Below are 17,584 nucleotides of genomic sequence, written 5' to 3' on the forward strand. Positions count from 1 at the left end.
CCGAACCGATGTCGCCACCTGCCCCAGCCCGTGTCCATGGCGTCCTCGTCCTTGGCGGGGAGGTGGCGAGCTTTTCCGGCGCCATCCTTCACGTCTACCTCGAGGACGTCAGTCGCAGCGACGCGCCCGCCACGCCCGTGGCCAGGGCGTCGATTCCCAACCTTCACCATCGGGCGGGTGAGGTGTCCCGGTTCGATTTCGATTTGAGGGGGGATCCCGTCGACCCCGCCGCGCACTACTCGGTACGCGCCCATGTCGACCTCGACGGCAGCGGCCAGCTGGCACCGGGCGATCTCGTCACCGTGCAGAGCTTCCCGGTGCTGACGTTCGGGCATCCGGACCGCGTGACGCTCAGCGTGAAGCAGATCGCGTAGCCGCAGGTGACGAGGGTGGTGAGGCGGCCGGCACGGGATTCCCCGAGGAGGCCCCCATGTGTGACCAGCGTTGCATCGTCCCTCCCTCGCCGGAGCTGGAAGAACGCATCATCCGCTCGCGCCAGGAACTGCTGGCCGGGCACACCCTGCCCGACGCGCCCACGGCCGATGTCCTCGACCTGCGCAGCGTGACGCGCATCCTGACCCGCCCGCCCAAGACGCGGGCCCACACCCTCATCTCCCATAGGGTCGACTTCGCGCCCATCACCGGCGTGCGCCGGGCGCTCGTGCTGCTGGTGGACTTCTCCGACGCGGCGGCGACTCAGTCCCAGGGCCACTACCAGGACATGCTGTTCTCGGTGGGCAGCCATGCCACCGGCAGCATGCGTGACTACTACCGGGAAGCGTCCTACCACCAGCTCGACGTCACCGGCGAGGTCAGCGGCACCGGCGGCGACACCGCGGGCTGGTACCGCGCGCCCCAGACCAAGGCCTACTACACCAATGGCGACTATGGGTTCGGCGCCTATCCCCGCAACGCCCAGAAGCTGGTCGAGGACGTCGTCGACCTGGCCGCCCCGCACGTCAACTTCGCCGATTATGACAACGACGGCGACGGCGTGGTCGATGCGCTGGTCATCATCGCCGCCGGCTCGGGGGGAGAGGTGACCGGCGACACCGGCGATATCTGGTCCCACAAGTGGGGCATTACCCCGCGGACCGTCGATGGCGTCCAGGTGAGGAACTACTTCATGGCGCCGGAGGACGGTCGCGTGGGGGTCATGGCCCATGAGCTCGGCCACCTGCTGATGAAGTGGCCGGATCTCTACGACACTGACTACACCTCACGGGGCACGGGACGCTGGGACCTGATGGCCGGCGGCAGCTGGAACGACGGGGGCCATACCCCCGCGCACCCCACCGCCTGGTGCAAGGTCAAGGCGGGCTGGGTCACGCCGACGACGATCTTCAATGCCCAGCAGAGCGTGACACTGCAACCCTACGCCAGCCACCCCGACGTCTACCGCTTGCCCATCGGCAGCGCCGACAGCAAGGAGTACTTCCTCGTCTCCAACCGCCAGCAGGCGGGGTTCGACACCCACCTGCCGGGGGCGGGCTGCCTCATCGAGCATGTCGATGACAACCAGTCCAACAACACTGACGAGACCCACTACCTGGTCAATATCGAGCAGGCCGATGGCCAGGCGCACCTGAACAGCAACGCCAACGCCGGGGATGCGGAGGATCCCTATCCCACCGTCGGCAACGACGCCTTCGCCGTGGATACCACGCCGGACAGCAAGGCCTACGACGGCTCGGATTCCCGGGTGGCGGTGACCGCCATCCAGCGGGTGGGGGACACCATCACGGCCGACATCAACGTGGGAGGCGTGGCCATCAAGGCGTGGCACCACAACAGGGCGGTGCTCAAGACCTACAGCACCTATCACTCGCAGAATGCCTGGGCGAGCGTCCAGGGGCTCGGCTGGCGCAAGATCGAGGCGGGCAGTGCCGATGGGGTGACCAACACCTTCCTGGCCCTGTGCGAGGCGCAGGCCAGCGGCCATCAGGTCAGTGTCTATGCCGATGGTGACACGCTCTACCGCATGTACCTGCTGTAGCGGGGTGGGCACCTGTCACGGCTCGGCCTGCCTCAGCCGGGAGAGCTGGAACAGGCCGTGCCGGGCATCGCCGAGATACTCGGCCTCCGCCAGGAAGACGCACCCCGGGTGGAGGCCGGCGGTCGGCTCGAAGGTAAAGCCCGCCACGGTGGTGCCCACTCGGCGCTGGGCCAGGTCGGGACCCTCGCGAGGAGAGGAGGCCAGCAACGCGAAGGTCAGCTCGTGCTTGTCGGGGAAGCGGGCCGACCGCTCGAGCGACACCAGCTTGCCCTTGACGTCGCAGTGGTTGGGCGGCGCCGTGATGCCGCCTGGTCCGGTCGTGGCCACCGGCACTCCTCCCCGTCATAACGGCTGTGGCGCCCGTGCTTCCAGTCTATGCCAAGCGGGCCAGCGTCGCCGGGCGCGACCGCTCAGTCGGCGTTGGGGAAGAACAGCTGCTGGCCCTTCACCTCGAAGGCGGCGATGGCCTGCTGACCCTCGTCGGAGAGCAGCCAGTCGTGCCACTGCGCGGCCAGGTCGTGCTTGAGGTGCGGGTGTGTCTCCGCAGAGAGCCGCAGGCTGCCGTACTGGTTGAACAGCGCCTCGTCGCCCTCGAAGAGCAGCTCGAGGTTCTGGCGGTTGTCGAAGGCCACCCAGGTGGCGCGGTCCGACATCACGTAGGCGTCCATGCCGGCGGCGGTGTTGAGCGTCGGCCCCATGCCACTGCCCAGCTCGCGATACCACTCGCCGCCGGGTTCGATGCCGGCGGCGTCCCACAGGCGCAGTTCGGCCCGGTTGGTGCCGCTGTCGTCGCCCCGGGAAGCGAAGGGAGCCTCGGCCTGGGCGATCCGCGAGAAGGCCTGTTCGACGCTCTCGGCCTCACGGATGCCCGCCGGGTCCTCGGCCGGGCCGATGATCACGAAGTCGTTGTACATCACGTCGGCCCGCTCGCTGGCGTAGCCGTCGGCGACGAAGCGCTCCTCGCCCTCGGTGTCGTGCACCAGCAGGCTGTCGGCGTCGCCGCGGCGGGCGATCTCGAAGGCCTGGCCGGTGCCTACGGCGACCACCCGCACCGCGATGCCGCTGGCCTCGCGGAACTGCGGGATGATGGCGTCGAACAGGCCCGAGTTCTCGGTGGAGGTGGTCGAGGCCAGGGTGATGTAGGGCGCCTCGTCCTGGGCGACGGCGGTCATCGAGAGGCCCATCAGGCCGAGGGTGGCGAGGGTGAGTCCTGTACGCATGCTTGGCATCCTTGTGTGGCGTTGCGTGGTTGCGATGGCGGTCGTGATGGCGATGGGCGGGGCTACCAGACCAGCTCCCCGCGCAGGAAGGCCGCCGCCTGCGGGGTGGCGGGGGCCGTGAAGAAACGCTCGGCCGGGGTATGCTCGAGGAGCCGGCCGCCGCAGAGGAAGATCACCTCGTCGGCCAGGCGACGGGCCTGGTGCAGGTCGTGGGTACTCATCAGGATGCGCGTGCCACGCCGGTGGAAGTCGGTCACGGCATCCTCCACCGCCTTGATGGCGGCAGGGTCCAGCGCCGAGGTGGGCTCGTCGAGGAACAGCATCCGGGGTTCGAGCAGCCAGGCACGGGCCAGCGCCAGGCGCTGCTGCTCACCACCGGACAGCACCCGGGCCGGGCGGCGGGCCAGCGCGCCCAGGCCGAAGCGCTCCAGGGCCTCCCGGGCCAGGGGGCGGCGGCGGCGCCAGGGCGTGCCGTTGACGCCCAGCGCGTAGCAGAGGTTGTCCAGGGCGGAGCGCTTGAGCAACACCGGGCGCTGGAAGACCATGGCCTGGCGGGGGATCTCGCCCTGCCAGCGGACCCGCCCATGGGTGGGCGGCAGCAGGCCATGGGCCAGGCGCATCAGCAGGCTCTTGCCGGCGCCGTTGGGTCCCAGCACCAGGGTGCGCCGGCAGCCGTCCAGACGCAGGCAGAGATCGCTCAGCAGCGCCTGGCCACGGTGGTGGAAGCCCAGCCCCTCGAGTTCGAGGGGCGCGATGCAGGCCGGGGTGTGGAGCTGGAGCATGTCGTTCATCCCAGCCGCCTCCTCGCCGTCTCGCCGACCAGGTGCGCCGCGGCGTTGACCAGCGCCACCAGGCCGAGCAGCACGATGCCCAGGCCCAGCGCCAGGGGCAGGTTGCCCTTGCTGGTCTCGAGCACGATGGCCGTGGTCATCACCCGGGTCACCCCGTCGATATTGCCGCCGACGATCATCACCGCGCCGACCTCGGCGCTGGCCCGGCCGAAGCCGGCCAGCACCACCGTCATCAGGCCGAGGCGGGCGTCCCACAGCAGGGTGGGGATCATGCGCGTGCGGGACAGGCCCAGGGAGCGCAGCTGCTCGCGGTATTCCAGGTGCAGTTCCTCCACCTGCTGGCGGGTCAGGGCGGCGATGATCGGCAGCACCAGCAGCAGCTGGGCCACCACCATGGCGCCGGGGGTGAACAGCAGCCCGAGGTCGCCCAGCGGGCCGGCCCGGGACAGCAGCAGGTAGACCGCCAGGCCGGCCACCACCGGCGGCAGGCCCATCAGGGCGTTGAGCACCACCACCAGCACGCCGCGTCCCGGGAAGCGCCACAGCGCCAGGGCGGCGCCCAGCGGCAGGCCCAGCAGCGCGGCGATCAGCACCGCCGTCAGCGAGACCTTGAGCGACAGCACGACGATGCCGAGCAGCGCCGGATCCAGGTCGAGGATCAGCGCGAGCGCGGTGGCGAAGGCGGAGTCGTGCTGGGGCATCCCATTCTCCTGACGTTTCCAGGCATGATGTGCCCTGTGTAAGCTGCTTGCATCGGGTAGTGAAAAATATGCAGCAAAACACCTGATAATGACATTCCGAGGGCGACGGGAGGCGAGGGAATGACGACGGACCTCAGCGGGGCCGGGCCGGCCTACCTGACCACCGCCGAGGTGGCCGAGTACCTGCGCCTCAAGCCGCGCAAGGTCTATGACCTGGTGCGCCAGGGGCAGATCCCCTGCACCCGGGCCACCGGCAAGCTGCTGTTTCCCCGCCAGAGCATCGACCTGTGGCTGATGAGCCACCTGGAGGGCGACCAGCCGGGAAGCCGTCCGGTGCCGGCGGTGCTCGCCGGCAGCCAGGACCCGCTGCTGGAATGGGCGGTGCGCGAGAGCGGGGCGGGTCTGGCTACCCTGTGCCACGGCAGCGGGGATGGCGTGCGTCGCCTGCTCGCCGGGGAGGCCATGGTGGCCGGCCTGCACCTGGTGGACGAGGTCAGCGGGCGCTACAACCGGCCCGAGGCCCTGGGGCTTGCCGGCCTGCGCGACCTGGTGATGGTGCGCTGGGCGACGCGACGCCAGGGGCTGCTGTTGGCCCCGGACAATCCCCTGGGCATCATGCGGCTGGCCGACCTGGCCCGGCCGGGGGTGCGGCTCGCCCATCGCCAGGCCGGGGCCGGGGCCCAGCGGCTGCTGGGCTGGCTGCTGCGACGGGCCGGGGTGGCAGCCGAGCGGCTCGCCGTCACCGCTCATCCCTCGCTCAGCGAGGACGACCTGGCGCTGGCCATTCGCCAGGGCGAGGCCGACGCGGGGCTCGGGGTGGAGGCCGCCGCCCGGCGCCAGGGGCTGGCCTTCGTGGCGCTCCACGACGAGGCCTTCGACCTGGCCCTGCGCCGACGCAGCTACTTCGAGCCGCCGCTGCAGCGGCTGTTGGCCTTCGCCCGGGAGCCGCGCTTTCGCGAGCGCGCCGAGGCGCTCGGCGGCTACGACGTCGGCGAACTCGGCCGGGTGACCTACAACGCCTGAACAGTGATGCCTGAGATATCCTGGGCGAGTCACAGCGAACCCTGCTCCAGTGCTCTGGTGTCCAGCTGCAATCACCCACGGTCCCGGATATGAGCGGCACGATCGGTGAAATTCGCGATGTGTGTGCCGACAGGACTGGCATCTCGTTGTACATCGGCACCCTGAGCAAGGCGCTTCAGGAGGCAGGTATCACGCGCCACAAGGACGCTCCCCTGATTAACTCACATAGCCGGAGAGATTTGTAAACACCCTCCAACACTACAGCCGTAACGATAGTGGTGATTATTCATGAGCCGCCATCCGGGCTCGCTGCTGCCGACAATGGCACTGCCAAGCCGGTACCGATGCTTTCGTCGTCAGTCCGACCATTGAAGGACATGTGACAAGGCCTGTTGTCCGTGCCATAGCCATCGAGCGATCAACCGCCTGATCTCGGGATGTCCACTGGATCCTGTCGGCAACAGTTTTATCGACGCGCCTCTTCCGAAGGCTGCAGCCTCATCAGGGATGCCATGGTCCAGTCGTACAGCGTTCGTGCCCGAGCCGGCGGATGATGTCCGCCGCGTGTCATCCGACAGTGCCGCCGCGATCTCGTCGGCTCGCGTGTAGTGAGCTCTGCCACCACAAGGGTTCGTTGCAAGTCACTGCTAAAACAAAGCGGTGGGCACGATCCCACAGCCAAAGACGCAGGCTGCGGTTGCCACCATAGACGCTATCCCTCGTCACCCGGGAGGCCGGTATCCCCTGGTCCAGCGCATGCTCCAGCATGCGACGGGCGAGCTCTGGCTTGTTGGAAAGCCGACGACATCGGGAATCCGGGCACGCCGGCAACGCTCACGATCCTGTGTCCAGGCCTTGTGCAAGTCCAGGGCGCGATCCGACAAGTACTGCATCCCATCCGGGGTGGCATCCCCGAGCCACTCGGCAAGATGCCAGCTATTCGTACGTTCGCAATGACTGAGCAGCCCCTGGAGATAGCGCAGCGCGATCGCGCATTTCCGAACGGGGAAAGCGCGGGCCTAACCGATCCGCCAGGTCATCCGACAATGCTGAGACAGAGATCGAGCTCTTGCATCCTTCAGCATGTAATCGCTTCCCTATCAATCACATGCATTGTCAGTTGTTCAATTGCGGCTGTAGTACTGAGCATCAGTGGGCTTACCATATGTCATTCGATGGTGCACGGCATCGATTGATGTTATTTAGCCCTGTGTCTGCTGCCATGCAGAACGGCCAGCGATATGCAAGAAGAGCGGAGAGGATCAATCACCCGATAACAATACAGGCCTTGGTGGTTTTTTTGCGGCTGAATGTCATATGTGCTTGCCGAATTGATGGCGTGATTGACTAATCACCTTGCTGTTGAGCCGTTGCCACACCTCCTGAATTACGACTCGCGTTGCGGGAATGGGGGGGGCGATGATGAGCAGGGACAAGCGGGATGCGTCGCTGCCCGGCAGCACCTGACCTGGTGCGGAGGCTTTCGTCCCAGGCGCGAGCCACGTTCGAGCCCGCGAAGGCCGGTCAGGGATCAGGTGAACCAAGGCGACGGCCTGGTGAGATGGGGGGACGCAAGGATGGCGGCGAGCTACTGGGCCTGGCAGTTGGCCAGCGCCCTGGATTCCGTATCGACGTGATTGTCGAGCAGCGTCTTCTCGACGATCAAGGAGGAGGCATCGGTGATGCCGATGAATCGTAGCCATGCCTCAATGTAGGGTTTCTGAAAGTCGAACCCTTGGGCGGGGGTCAAGGATTCCATTCGATAGTCGAGGCCTCACGCGTAGTCGACGACCGCTCTGTTGTTCTCCTGCAGCCCACTGAATCCTGCCTCGGGACCGAACGAGAAGAAAATCTCCATCTGCGAGACGAGGTCGATGAAGTGCTTGAGTTTATAGGAAATGGTGAAATTCCAGAGAGGCACGGACAAGACGAGGATGTCCGCCTCATGCACAGGCGCCGCGGGAGCGTAGCTCATTCCAGGCATGCTCCTGAGCCGAGGTCAGGGAGGCTCCGTTGAGGCCGGCGTATTTTGCTGACAAGGCATCTTCATCGATGTCAGGAGGGCTCGCAGTCCAGAGGTCCAGGCTCTTGACCGCTGTGGACGGATGGCGCTGTCGATAGTGAAAGATGAACTCTCGGGCAACCTTCAGGAAGCCGAGCGCTGCTTTCGCGGGGAAGACTCGATATGCAGGATGGTGGTCATTGCTCGTGATGTCTGTGTGTGGGGCACCCTATGCAAACACGCCGCATAAGAAAAGATAAATTGCGTTACATGATGGTATTGATCATGAAGCTGAATGTGTAACTTTCCAAGCTTCTGCTATTCTCCACAAGATCGGAAAAGTGGTGGCAGATGCCGGAGCTGCCTTAACGATATATAAGATGGCGTGACAATATTTATCATGGAATGATATACCCATGCTCGATCTACTATTGCTGAGGAGCTTTGTCGCCGTCATCGACGAGGGCAGTTTCACTCGGGCTGCCCACCGTCTTCACTTGACCCAGCCGGCGATCAGCGGCCATCTGCGTCGACTGGAAGCTCAGGTCGGCAAGCCGCTACTGCAGCGTACCACGCGGGCCTTCGAAGTGACGCCGGATGGTGAATGCCTGGCAGGGTATGCTCGCGCGATTCTCGCCCTGAACCGGGATGCCATGACGCAACTCTCGCGATCGAAGTATCAGAGCAACGTTCGCCTGGGTGTCGCCGAGGATTGCGCGCATCCGCTTCTGTTGCAGACACTGAAGAGCTTCATGGATGACAACCCCGGGGTCGATATCGGGGTTCATGTCGGCATCCCCGGCGATATGGTCACTGCGATGAAGCGGGGAGACGTGGACCTGGTCCTGGGGGCCCAGTGCGGTACGCACGAACCGGGGCGGTTGCTGTGGCGCGAACCCATGGTTTGGGCCTGGGCCGAGCGGGCTCCGGTCCGTTTGTCGGCCCCCCTGCCTCTGGCCCTGTTTCCCGAGCCATGTCCCTACCGGGAAGCCGCCCTGTCGAAACTGGCGCTGTCGGGGATTGCCCAGCGCACGGCCATGCTGTGCACGAGTGGTGCCAGCCTGCGGGCGGCGGCCGAGAGCGAATTCGCCCTGGCCCCTATGCCGGCCAGTCAACTGACCTCGGGCTTGGTGGCCTTGACATCGGAGTACGGTCTCCCCGCCTTGCCCGATGCAGAGTTCATGCTCATGACCAGCCCGGCCGGCGACCAGGCAGTGTTGACGGCACTGGCGGACGGCATTGCCGAGCACCTGGTGGTTTCCCAGGTGGCCGAGCCGGCCTGAGCGTACGTGCTGACTTTTCGTACAGAACCTGAGGGCAGGAAAACAGCAACGCTGGTTGAACACACTGCCGAGCATGATGTGGCCGGGTAGGGGCGCATCGTCGATGAATATCGGCGTGCATCGATACGCCGAGCTCTTCCTGTGGCGAGGATGTCGAATGAGCGGCCATCAGGGAGATAGCGGTAAGGCACGGAGATCGTCATGGCCAGAATACCCGCGATATTGCGCTTGAGCCCGAAACTCGCCCTCGCCGGCAATGCGGCCTTTTTCGCCAAGGCCGTCGCAACGGCTGCCGCCAAGCCCCCCCCGCCGCCGCCGAACCCACCGCAATATTCCGCGCCGCAAGTGGCGACCCCGGTGCAGTGGAACGGCGGCAATACGACCTTCCATCCGGTTCAGGCCACGAACAGCACGCCTTTTCCCGGCTACGGCGTCTATTCGCCGGAATATCTGGAGGCGATGAGCCTGGACCTCAGCGTGAACCAGGACGACCCCTATCTCATTCCCGATAGCTACGCCCCGGCGGGAGGCGAGGATCCACTCCAGGACGTGCCTACGGTCGAGCCGGTGGACAATATCGAGACCGACGAGGCCACGGCAGAGGATATCGTCGACGACGTCGCCGAGGGCAAGAGCATTGCCCAGGTCGCCGAGGAATACGGCATCAGCCCCCTGGATGTTCTCGACCAACTCGAGGCGGGCGGCTTGGAGGTAGAGGCCACCCAATCCGATGACGGCAGTGAGAGCACGGTCGAAATCGTCGACGGCGAAACGGATGAGACAGTCGTCGAATACAGGTTCACCGAACAGCCAGATGGCGTAGTGGTCGAGGAGAGCACGAATGCCGATGGTGAAACCACGACGACGGTGATCGACGAGCAAGGCAATCGCACCGAGCTCGATCCCGAGCAGGAGACGACCCGCGAGGGCGCCTACGAGATCGTCGACGGTGTCGCCGACGGGCAGAGCCTCGACGAGATCGCAGAGGAGCAGGGGCTGACCCGTGCCCAGGTGGTCGCTCAGCTCGAGGCGGCCGGGTTCGATGTCGAATCGGACAGGACGGGCCAGGGCCCCTCCTTAGGCAATACCACCGAGATCACCGATAAAGAGAGCGGGGAGCCGCTGGTCCATCAGGAGACGAAGCCCGATGGTACGACGGTCTCTCAGCGGACCGATGACGATGGCAACGAGGTACGCCATACCGTGCACCCCGATGGCAGCACCACCACGCTGGTAACCGAGCCGGATGGTCGCAAGACCGAGACGCAGGTGGATGCCGATGGAAAGACGACCGAGACGGTCACATACGAGCAAAATGGCGTGACGGTCGAGGAAGTCACCGGTGACGATGGCGAAACCACCACCACGATCATCGATGAAGACGGCGAGCGCACGACACTTGATCCTGGGCAGGAGACGACCCGCGAGGGCATCGACGGCATCGCCGAGGCCCTCGCCGCTGGGCAGAGCATCGATGCTATCGCCGAGGAGCGTGATCTGACCCGTGAGCAAATCGAGGCCCAATTGCGGGCGGCAGGTTACGTGATCCAGTCCGAGACCAATGCCCTGGGCAATGGCGGTGAACAATACACCACCAGCATCGTCGATGCGGAAGATGGCGAGGAGGTGATCGCGAGTCACAGCTCCGGGCGAGGCACCGGCAACTCTTCGGTCTATATCGACGCCGAAGGCAACGAGACTCGCCGGACCGAATATGGCAATGGCACGGTGATCGAAACCGTGATCGACGCCGACGGGCGTGAAACCAGGACGACCACGGTGGCGGAGAACGATGGAGAGGCCATCGAGTATGAGGTCCAGGATGGCGACTATCTGATCGCCATTGCCGAACGCCACGGTGTGACACTGGAGGAACTCGAGGAGAGTAACCCCGAACTCTTCGATTCGCCTCGCGACCCCAATGTCATCCACGAAGGCGAAACGGTGGTCATCGAGGGTGCCACGCAGACCACGGTCGAGGTGACCGACAATGGCTATACGCTGACCACCTCGCCGGATGGGAGCATGACACTGCGGCGCGACGAGGATGGCCTGGAAGTCGACATCGAACCCGCGACGCCGGAGAAGTCGCTCACCGAGCTGTTGATGGGGCTGGACGGCGACTCGGACGAGGAGCAGGCCCTCCAGGGAATTCTCGAGAGTATCCTGCTGGGTAGCGAGGAGCTGGCCCGCATTGAGGAGCTGGAAGAGGAGCTCGCCGGATTGGAGGAGGAGACCCAAGCCGCCATCGACGAGATCCTCGGGGACGAAGGTGACGCGGACGACGTCATCAAGCCCGCCTCCGATGCGGCCGGCGACGACCCGGGTACGCCACCCGATGAAGAGGCGCCCTCCGGCGGTGACTGGGAGGCCGTGCGGCGCAACGGGGTATGGGTCTGGGTGGACGCCGAGCTGGTCGAGGCGATCGAGGCGGAGGAGGCCGCGCGTCGCGCCCGTGACGAGGCCCTGTCAGCCGTCATGCAACGGCAGTTGCAGCTGGATATCTACGCCCTCGAGCCGGAGCACGAGGGCGCCGGGAGCGCTGCCCTCGAGCGCCTCAACGCTGCGGGCGAGGCTCATGGCGTCTACTGGGAGCTGCCGGAACCCGAGGACTCACTGGAAGAGACGCAAGAGCGGCTGGAGGACGTCAATTCCTGGATCGATTATCTCGACGCGGAGCGGGAATGGCAGGCGCGTCAGGAAGAAGCGCAGGATATCGAGGAGCGGTTGCTGGCACTCTATGAGGAAGACGAGGAGTACTCACGGTATTTCGATGAGGACGGTTATGAATTTACCGTGAGCCGTGGCCGGGCTGGCTCACAGGAGAAACATACGGGTGAGCTGCTGGAACAGGAGGTCATCGAGCGGGATGGGCAGCTCTGGCTGGTCAACACCTACGAGAACATGGACGAGGAGGAGGAGGTCCAGCTTACCTATGCCCCGGGGGACGCCCCGGGGGATCGTCCGGATCAGGCGCGGGATCTCGACCAGGAGTGGGAAAGCCTGATGCGCGGCGGCGACCCCCTCGAGCTGAATGATATCCGGCAAAGCGCCCTCGATGCCGAACGTGAAGAGAATCCGCACTATTTCGAGGCGGAGGGATACGAATATGAAGTGACGTCCCAAGGTCGAGGGGGACGAACCACCCGAGACAAGAATACCGGGGAGTTATTGGAGCAGGACGTCATCGAGCGGGACGGGCAGCTCTATCTGGTGAATACCTACGCCCACGAGGAAGTGGAAATCCAGCTCACCCAACCCCCCGGTGAAGCCGGGCGTACGGAAGCACAACAGCAGGTGGATGAGGACTGGACGCGCTGGAAAGCGGATCGGGCCAGCGCCGAGGATGGCCTGATCGATGTCACGGAGAGCTATAACGAGGCCAGGGAAGCCTACCAGGAGATGCTCGCCGAGCAGTTCGCGGAACAGCGAGCGGGGCTCGAGGGCGAGGATGGCGAGATCGCCACTGCCCAGCAGAGCCTCGATGACGTTGAGGAACGGCTCGGGGATGGCTCGCTGGTGCCCGATGGGGAGGCCACGGTACCGATCGAGCGAGACGACGGTGAGACCTGGTATGTGCACCCGGAGGTCGCCGCGGCCCATGAGGTATTGAACGACGCCGAGGAGCGGCTGGCGGAGTATGAACGCCTCGAGGACGAGGTGCTCGAGGCCTATCGGGAACAGCACCCGGATCGCTTCGGCGACAACTATCGCTACTATGATGCGAGCCGCGACCTTCGGGGAGAAGGACGCATGCAGTCTGCCGGGCGGTTCAGCGAGAACGACGTCAATGTCACCGTGCAAGACGGCCAGCTCCATCTGACGATCATCTACGAGAACCACACCCTGGAAACCCCGCTGACCTATGCGCCGGGTGACGTCTCCGAGGGAATGGAACGTAGCGAGACGCAGCAACGGCTCGACCAGGAGTGGGCGGACTGGGTCGCCGGAGGCAGCCTGGAGGAGGCCACGACGGCCAAGGAGGAAGCCCAGACTTCCTATGACGATACCGTCGAGGAGTACGGCCGTGGCGGGACGGAGCAACTCACCGATTCCCTGCCCGATGACGTGGACCCGGTGCTGGTGCCGATCATCGATGATGAGATGGGGGAGGGGATGCGCTGGGTGCATCCCGAAGTGGCCGCGGCACAGGAGGCGTTGGTGCTGCTCGAGGAGCAGCGCGACTCTCTCGAGGCGAGTGAGTGGCACGCCCGAATGGAAGCCTATCGTGCCGCCCAGCCGTCGACCTGGCAACTGCTCGACGGCGGCACCTCGGCCGCACCGGCATCAGAAGGGCCGGGGCCGGCGGAAGCCTGGCAGTGGGAGGACGCCTATCTCGAGCTGGAGGGTGGTTACCTCCAGGCCCAGCAGGCCCTCACCGACAGTCGTGAGGCGCGTATCCTCACCCAGATAGGCCTCGGGGAAGCGGGTATCTCTTCGATGGAGAATGCTCCGGAGGAGTGGCAGGACCAGCATCCAGAGTTGGAGCTAGCCAATGAGCTGGACGCCCTGGAGAGTGAAGTGGCATCCCTGCGCGAATCGTTGGAAGAGAATGACGAGCATCGGCGAAATATCGAGAGATCCAGTCGGTTCAACGCGCACCTGCTGGAACAGGAGGAGACGCATCGCCTCGATCCGGATAACTGGCCCGAGATCGTCACTGCATTCAAGGATCAGGAGGCCGATGATGCGCGTGTCGAGGCGGGACTGGATACCCTGCCGGAGGAGCGTGTCGTCACCATCGACGAGGAACTGGATGAGAGCCTGGGCGAAGTGTTCGGCACGGAAGATGCCGAGCTGATCGACCCGGTGGCCGATCAGATCCGGGACCTCGGTGACGATGGAGATGAGGTCGAGATCATCCCCATACTCTACCAGGAAGATGGTACCTACCACGACACGGCCCTGTTCCGGATGGGCGAAGACGATACCCACCCCTGGCTCATCGATGACAGCGGCAGCCGGTACCGCAACTTCGCCGATTTCCAGTACAACAACTACCTGTCCGAGGACGGCCAGGTCTATGTGCCGGAGAATCTCGCGGAGATCGCCGATATCAGCGGCGACATCCAATATGAATGGCAGCAGGCCCGCGAGAAGAGCTTCACCGAAGAGTGGTTGGACCCGATCATCGGCATCGGGACCAGCATCGCGACGGTAGCCGCCTTCATGCCGCTGCTGGCGCCGGTCGCTGCTCCAATCGCCTTCGCAGGGGGGGCTTACTTTGCCGCACGCAGCATCGATAATCTGGCCAGCATGCAACGGCATGGCCGCTCCTGGGCGAGCGCGGAAGGCGTGATGGAAGGCGCCATGCTGGCGACCTCCGTATTGCCGATGGTGTCGAGCGGGCTGCGCTTCGCCGCGATGACGGCGCGCGGGGTGGACGGCGCAGTGGCGGCACGCACCAGCATCGGGGCGTTCAACGCCCGTCGACTGGATCCGAATCATGCCCGCTACGCGCCGGAATACGCCCACGCGTCGCAGCTGCTCTCGCAGCCGGGGGGGGCTTTCTCGGCGGCCCGCTGGGCGGACGTGGGGGCGATGGGGATCGGTGCACCGCTGCTGGGCTACTCCGGCTACAATATCGCTGCGCATTGGGAGGAGATGTCGAGTCTCGAGCGGCACGAGGCGGTCATGGGGGTGGCCAGCGGTATCTTCGGGACCGGGATGGGGTACCGGGGGCTGCGGGCGTCGTGGCCGAACCAGGGGGGGGCGAGGGAGCAAGCGCCCCCCTCTTTACCGGAACTCAACCGCACTTCTACCCCTTGGAGTACGTCCGGGGAGTTTTCCACGACGACGAGGCTTTATCCGACGGCGCACGTGCGTGCCGGCTCGGAGGCCATCGATACCGCAGCGTTGCAGGCCCGTTCAGGAGGGGAGTCCCCCACGCCTACCGCGGCCAACCATCCCCCTCACGGCGGCAGGTCGCGAGGCAATATGGGCCCCTACGTCTTCCGGGCGGATACGCGCTCTCCACAGGATATCGAGGCCGCTGGCGGCTTCCATCCCCGTGAGCCGACGGGGATCTGGGTGGATGATCCCAAGGGCGTCAGCCTAAGCAACTATGTGCTTGCCAATACGCCGGGACGCTTCGTCGGCACCAGCGGTTCGGTCGAGGGCATCAAGGCCTTCGTCTCGCAGGAGTCCCGGGCGGCGAAGCATCTGGGGCACACGTTCGTCTACATCCTCAATCCGAGTAACAAGCGCCTCCACGTTCCCGGAGAATTCGAGGCCCTGGGGCATCCCGTCAGCGACCACATGGGGCAAGTGAACGAAATGGCCGTCGACGGCAGCATCTCATGGAACGAGGTGCTGGGCTGGCGTCAGGTGGACCCAAATGGCAACTTCGTCGGCGAGTTCGTGCGCAATCCCACTTTCGGGGAGACCAGTGCCTCTCCGGTGCCGGCTGCCCGGCCTCGCCGCTACTTCAGCGAAGCGACGGGCGAGACGATCGCGGATCGGGTATACGGGGCCTATCCCGAGTCCGAAGGACATATCTACGTGCAATCGGAGGGGGCTCAGGCGGAGCGCGGCGACTCTTCGGCGGTGGCGGACAAGACGCATATCCTGATCCGCGACCCGGAAACCGACGAAAGGGTGCTCATGCCGTGGATCCGCGGTGCCGCGGAAGGCCACGTGCCCGATCAAGGAGACGGCATCAATCCTCAGCATATCGAAGCCATCGCGGCCCGGCTTGCCAGACCGGCGATCGACACCCAGACGCGAATGGCCGATCACGCCGTCGAGACACAGCAGCGGCTGACCGAGGCATCCTCGACCCAGGCGGCAGCGCGCGTTCGGTCGCTATCGCCGGAAACCGAAGGCCTTGCTCGTGTCTATCGCCTCGAGGACATCGAGGCACTGAATCGGGCATCGAACGATGGCGCGTTGCCGCCGGGGCATTACGTTCACCTGATTCGCCCCCCCGAGTTGGATACCGGTACCTTTGCGCTGCAGCGTGGGACGGTGCCTCGTAGTGGAGTGGTGGACGATGGCGGTCACTTCCGGTGGCCGGCCGGCCGGGAGGTCAATGTCGCCAACCGCCATGGCCGGATCTACGCGGTGGTCAGCGAGTTGTCGGCTAGCCAGATCCGCGAGCGCTTCCGCAGAGGCGAGGGCCTGCCCTTCGCCCTCTATAGTGGCAAAGGTCTATGGAGTATGGCGTCGAAACTGTCGGCGCATCATCCACAGTCACCGCCAGCGGCCGAGAAGCCCAGTCATATCACACAGTTTTCGGAGACGACCCAGAAGAACACATCCGAACAACAAGTGCCACCAGCAACTATTGAAAGTCAGCAGTATCGGTCGCAAGGAAGTAGTGAGACACCTCAAAGGAAAAGTCGATCTGAGAAGGTTATCGGCTCAATTCTTGGTGTTGCTGGTGCTGCGGGTGCTTCCCTTTCCACTCATCCGCTCGCGGATGCCATCGCCTTCGCGGCGCGTGGTGCCAGCTTGATTGCGAGATCGCGCCTTCCCAATCACACTAAGGTGGATCAATTCTGGGGTCGCGTGCTTCGTGGGCTGGAGTTCTGTACGCTGTCGGTGAATCTTCCTGGCTCTGCGAACGCAGTGATGCAGGGTAGTAATGTCGATATAAATCTTCCCTATAGCGCGGGTCATTTGGCATATATAATTAAAAATTACGTTGAGGCTACGACAGGGAGGCCATTTGCACCCTACGCGGATGATGTCGCACTCCCGTTATATTTAGCTGGAAGTGTTCCCTATACAGCATCGAGCCTCAGGGGGGGAGATCATGGTGCATTCGTTGATGCCACGGGAGCTGCTGGAGGAGGCCTGTTTGTTGCTGGGTCGGCACTCTTGTGGGTGCAGGGGAGTGCTACATGGCAGAAAGGTGTCAAGCCAATTATCACGAAGCTTTGGCCAGTAACGTCGTCTTCGACGAAACTTCCTCAAGAAAATTCGACATTGCCTAGGATGAATGGTGAGTCTGAAGCATCATCACAGAAAAGTGAGTCGAAGCTGAAGCCAACTCTTACCACGCCCCTTACCTACGGAATTGGATTGGGTTTTTTTGCAGCGTCATCTGCTGCAGTGGCTTGGAGCAACTCAAGAAACGAAAGAGAAGATGACCTTGATGTGGATGAAGATCCTACGGTAGAACCTCCGAGTGATGATGAGAATGACCAGGAAGTGGATGAGACACCTACGGTAGAGCCTCCGAGTGATGATGAGAATGACCAGGAAGTGGATGAGGCACCTACGGTTGAACCTCCGAATGATGAAGAGAATGACCAGGAAGTGGATGAGGCACCCATGGGAGGGCCTCCGAGTGATGATGAAAATGGCCACGAAGATGAAGGACCTAAGTTAGAACCTCTTGGTGGAAATGAGAGAGCCCGTTTCAATCTGGAGCTTGAGCACCGAGGGCATGACTGGGTCGAGGTCGAGTCACACCTGTCGTTGGGAGGCATCGCCATCAGCCGGGGACACGATGTCGCGGAAGTGGTGGAGCTCAACCTAGGCCATATCGGTGATCCCGGTGCTCTGCAACCGGGGGACCGGGTCTATCTGCCAAAGCGGGAACTGGCCTAGCGCTATCGAGAT

12 protein-coding genes are annotated in these 17,584 nt (G+C 64.3%); 5 read left to right on the forward strand and 7 right to left on the reverse strand.

From position 1 onward, the window contains the following. The first annotated feature begins 8 nt into the window (after positions 1 to 8). Both QWY76_RS12880 and QWY76_RS12885 read left to right on the forward strand, forming a co-directional pair. A complete protein-coding gene (locus tag QWY76_RS12880; RefSeq protein WP_290311661.1) occupies positions 9 to 374 on the forward strand; it encodes a YbaY family lipoprotein in 366 nt (121 codons plus the stop codon). 56 nt (positions 375 to 430) lie between these two features. Next, on the forward strand, positions 431 to 1,996 hold the full coding sequence (locus tag QWY76_RS12885) for a M6 family metalloprotease domain-containing protein (RefSeq protein ID WP_290311662.1): 1,566 nt from the start codon (positions 431 to 433) through the stop codon (positions 1,994 to 1,996). Between the two features lie 15 nt (positions 1,997 to 2,011). On the opposite strand, the gene QWY76_RS12890 is transcribed toward QWY76_RS12885, so the two are convergent. The 4 genes from QWY76_RS12890 to QWY76_RS12905 form a co-directional block, all read right to left on the reverse strand. Further along, a complete protein-coding gene (locus tag QWY76_RS12890) occupies positions 2,012 to 2,323 on the reverse strand; it encodes a hypothetical protein (protein ID WP_290311663.1) in 312 nt (103 codons plus the stop codon). 83 nt (positions 2,324 to 2,406) lie between these two features. Further along, positions 2,407 to 3,216, reverse strand: a complete 810-nt coding sequence (locus tag QWY76_RS12895; protein ID WP_290311664.1) for an ABC transporter substrate-binding protein — start codon at positions 3,214 to 3,216, stop codon at positions 2,407 to 2,409. Positions 3,217 to 3,278: 62 nt separating this feature from the next. Next, positions 3,279 to 4,007 (reverse strand): ATP-binding cassette domain-containing protein, encoded by a 729-nt coding sequence (locus QWY76_RS12900; protein WP_290311665.1) that lies wholly within the window; start codon positions 4,005 to 4,007, stop codon positions 3,279 to 3,281. Then, positions 4,004 to 4,708: an ABC transporter permease gene (locus tag QWY76_RS12905; RefSeq protein WP_290311667.1), complete on the reverse strand. Its 705-nt coding sequence runs from the start codon at positions 4,706 to 4,708 to the stop codon at positions 4,004 to 4,006. Before QWY76_RS12905 ends, QWY76_RS12900 begins: the two co-directional genes overlap by 4 nt. Positions 4,709 to 4,828: 120 nt before the next feature. On the opposite strand from QWY76_RS12905, the gene QWY76_RS12910 reads away from it, so the two are divergent. Further along, positions 4,829 to 5,731 carry a substrate-binding domain-containing protein gene (locus QWY76_RS12910; RefSeq protein ID WP_290311669.1) on the forward strand — a complete coding sequence of 301 codons (903 nt, stop codon included), beginning with the start codon at positions 4,829 to 4,831 and terminating at the stop codon, positions 5,729 to 5,731. Positions 5,732 to 6,298: 567 nt separating this feature from the next. Here the strand turns inward: QWY76_RS12910 and QWY76_RS20125 are convergent. The 3 genes from QWY76_RS20125 to QWY76_RS12920 all read right to left on the reverse strand — a co-directional run bounded on the left by QWY76_RS20125 (position 6,299) and on the right by QWY76_RS12920 (position 7,706). Further along, a complete protein-coding gene (locus tag QWY76_RS20125; RefSeq protein ID WP_353960410.1) occupies positions 6,299 to 6,562 on the reverse strand; it encodes a transposase in 264 nt (87 codons plus the stop codon). Between the two features lie 757 nt (positions 6,563 to 7,319). Next, on the reverse strand, positions 7,320 to 7,490 hold the full coding sequence (locus QWY76_RS12915; protein ID WP_290311670.1) for a hypothetical protein: 171 nt from the start codon (positions 7,488 to 7,490) through the stop codon (positions 7,320 to 7,322). Between the two features lie 15 nt (positions 7,491 to 7,505). Beyond that, on the reverse strand, positions 7,506 to 7,706 hold the full coding sequence (locus QWY76_RS12920; protein WP_290311671.1) for an NAD(P)H-dependent oxidoreductase: 201 nt from the start codon (positions 7,704 to 7,706) through the stop codon (positions 7,506 to 7,508). A 443-nt stretch (positions 7,707 to 8,149) separates the two neighbouring features. Here QWY76_RS12920 and QWY76_RS12925 point away from each other — a divergent pair, with 443 nt between their 5' ends. Together QWY76_RS12925 and QWY76_RS12930 are read left to right on the forward strand one after the other, a co-directional pair. Further along, positions 8,150 to 9,016, forward strand: coding sequence for a LysR family transcriptional regulator (locus QWY76_RS12925; RefSeq protein WP_290311672.1), 867 nt, complete (start codon positions 8,150 to 8,152; stop codon positions 9,014 to 9,016). A gap of 201 nt (positions 9,017 to 9,217) precedes the next feature. Continuing rightward, entirely contained in the window at positions 9,218 to 17,572 is an 8,355-nt protein-coding gene (locus QWY76_RS12930; protein ID WP_290311673.1) for a LysM peptidoglycan-binding domain-containing protein, read from the forward strand. The last annotated feature ends 12 nt before the right edge of the window (positions 17,573 to 17,584 follow it).

It is taken from the genome of Halomonas maura (assembly GCF_030409305.1).
Taxonomy (GTDB): Bacteria; Pseudomonadota; Gammaproteobacteria; order Pseudomonadales; family Halomonadaceae; genus Halomonas; species Halomonas maura.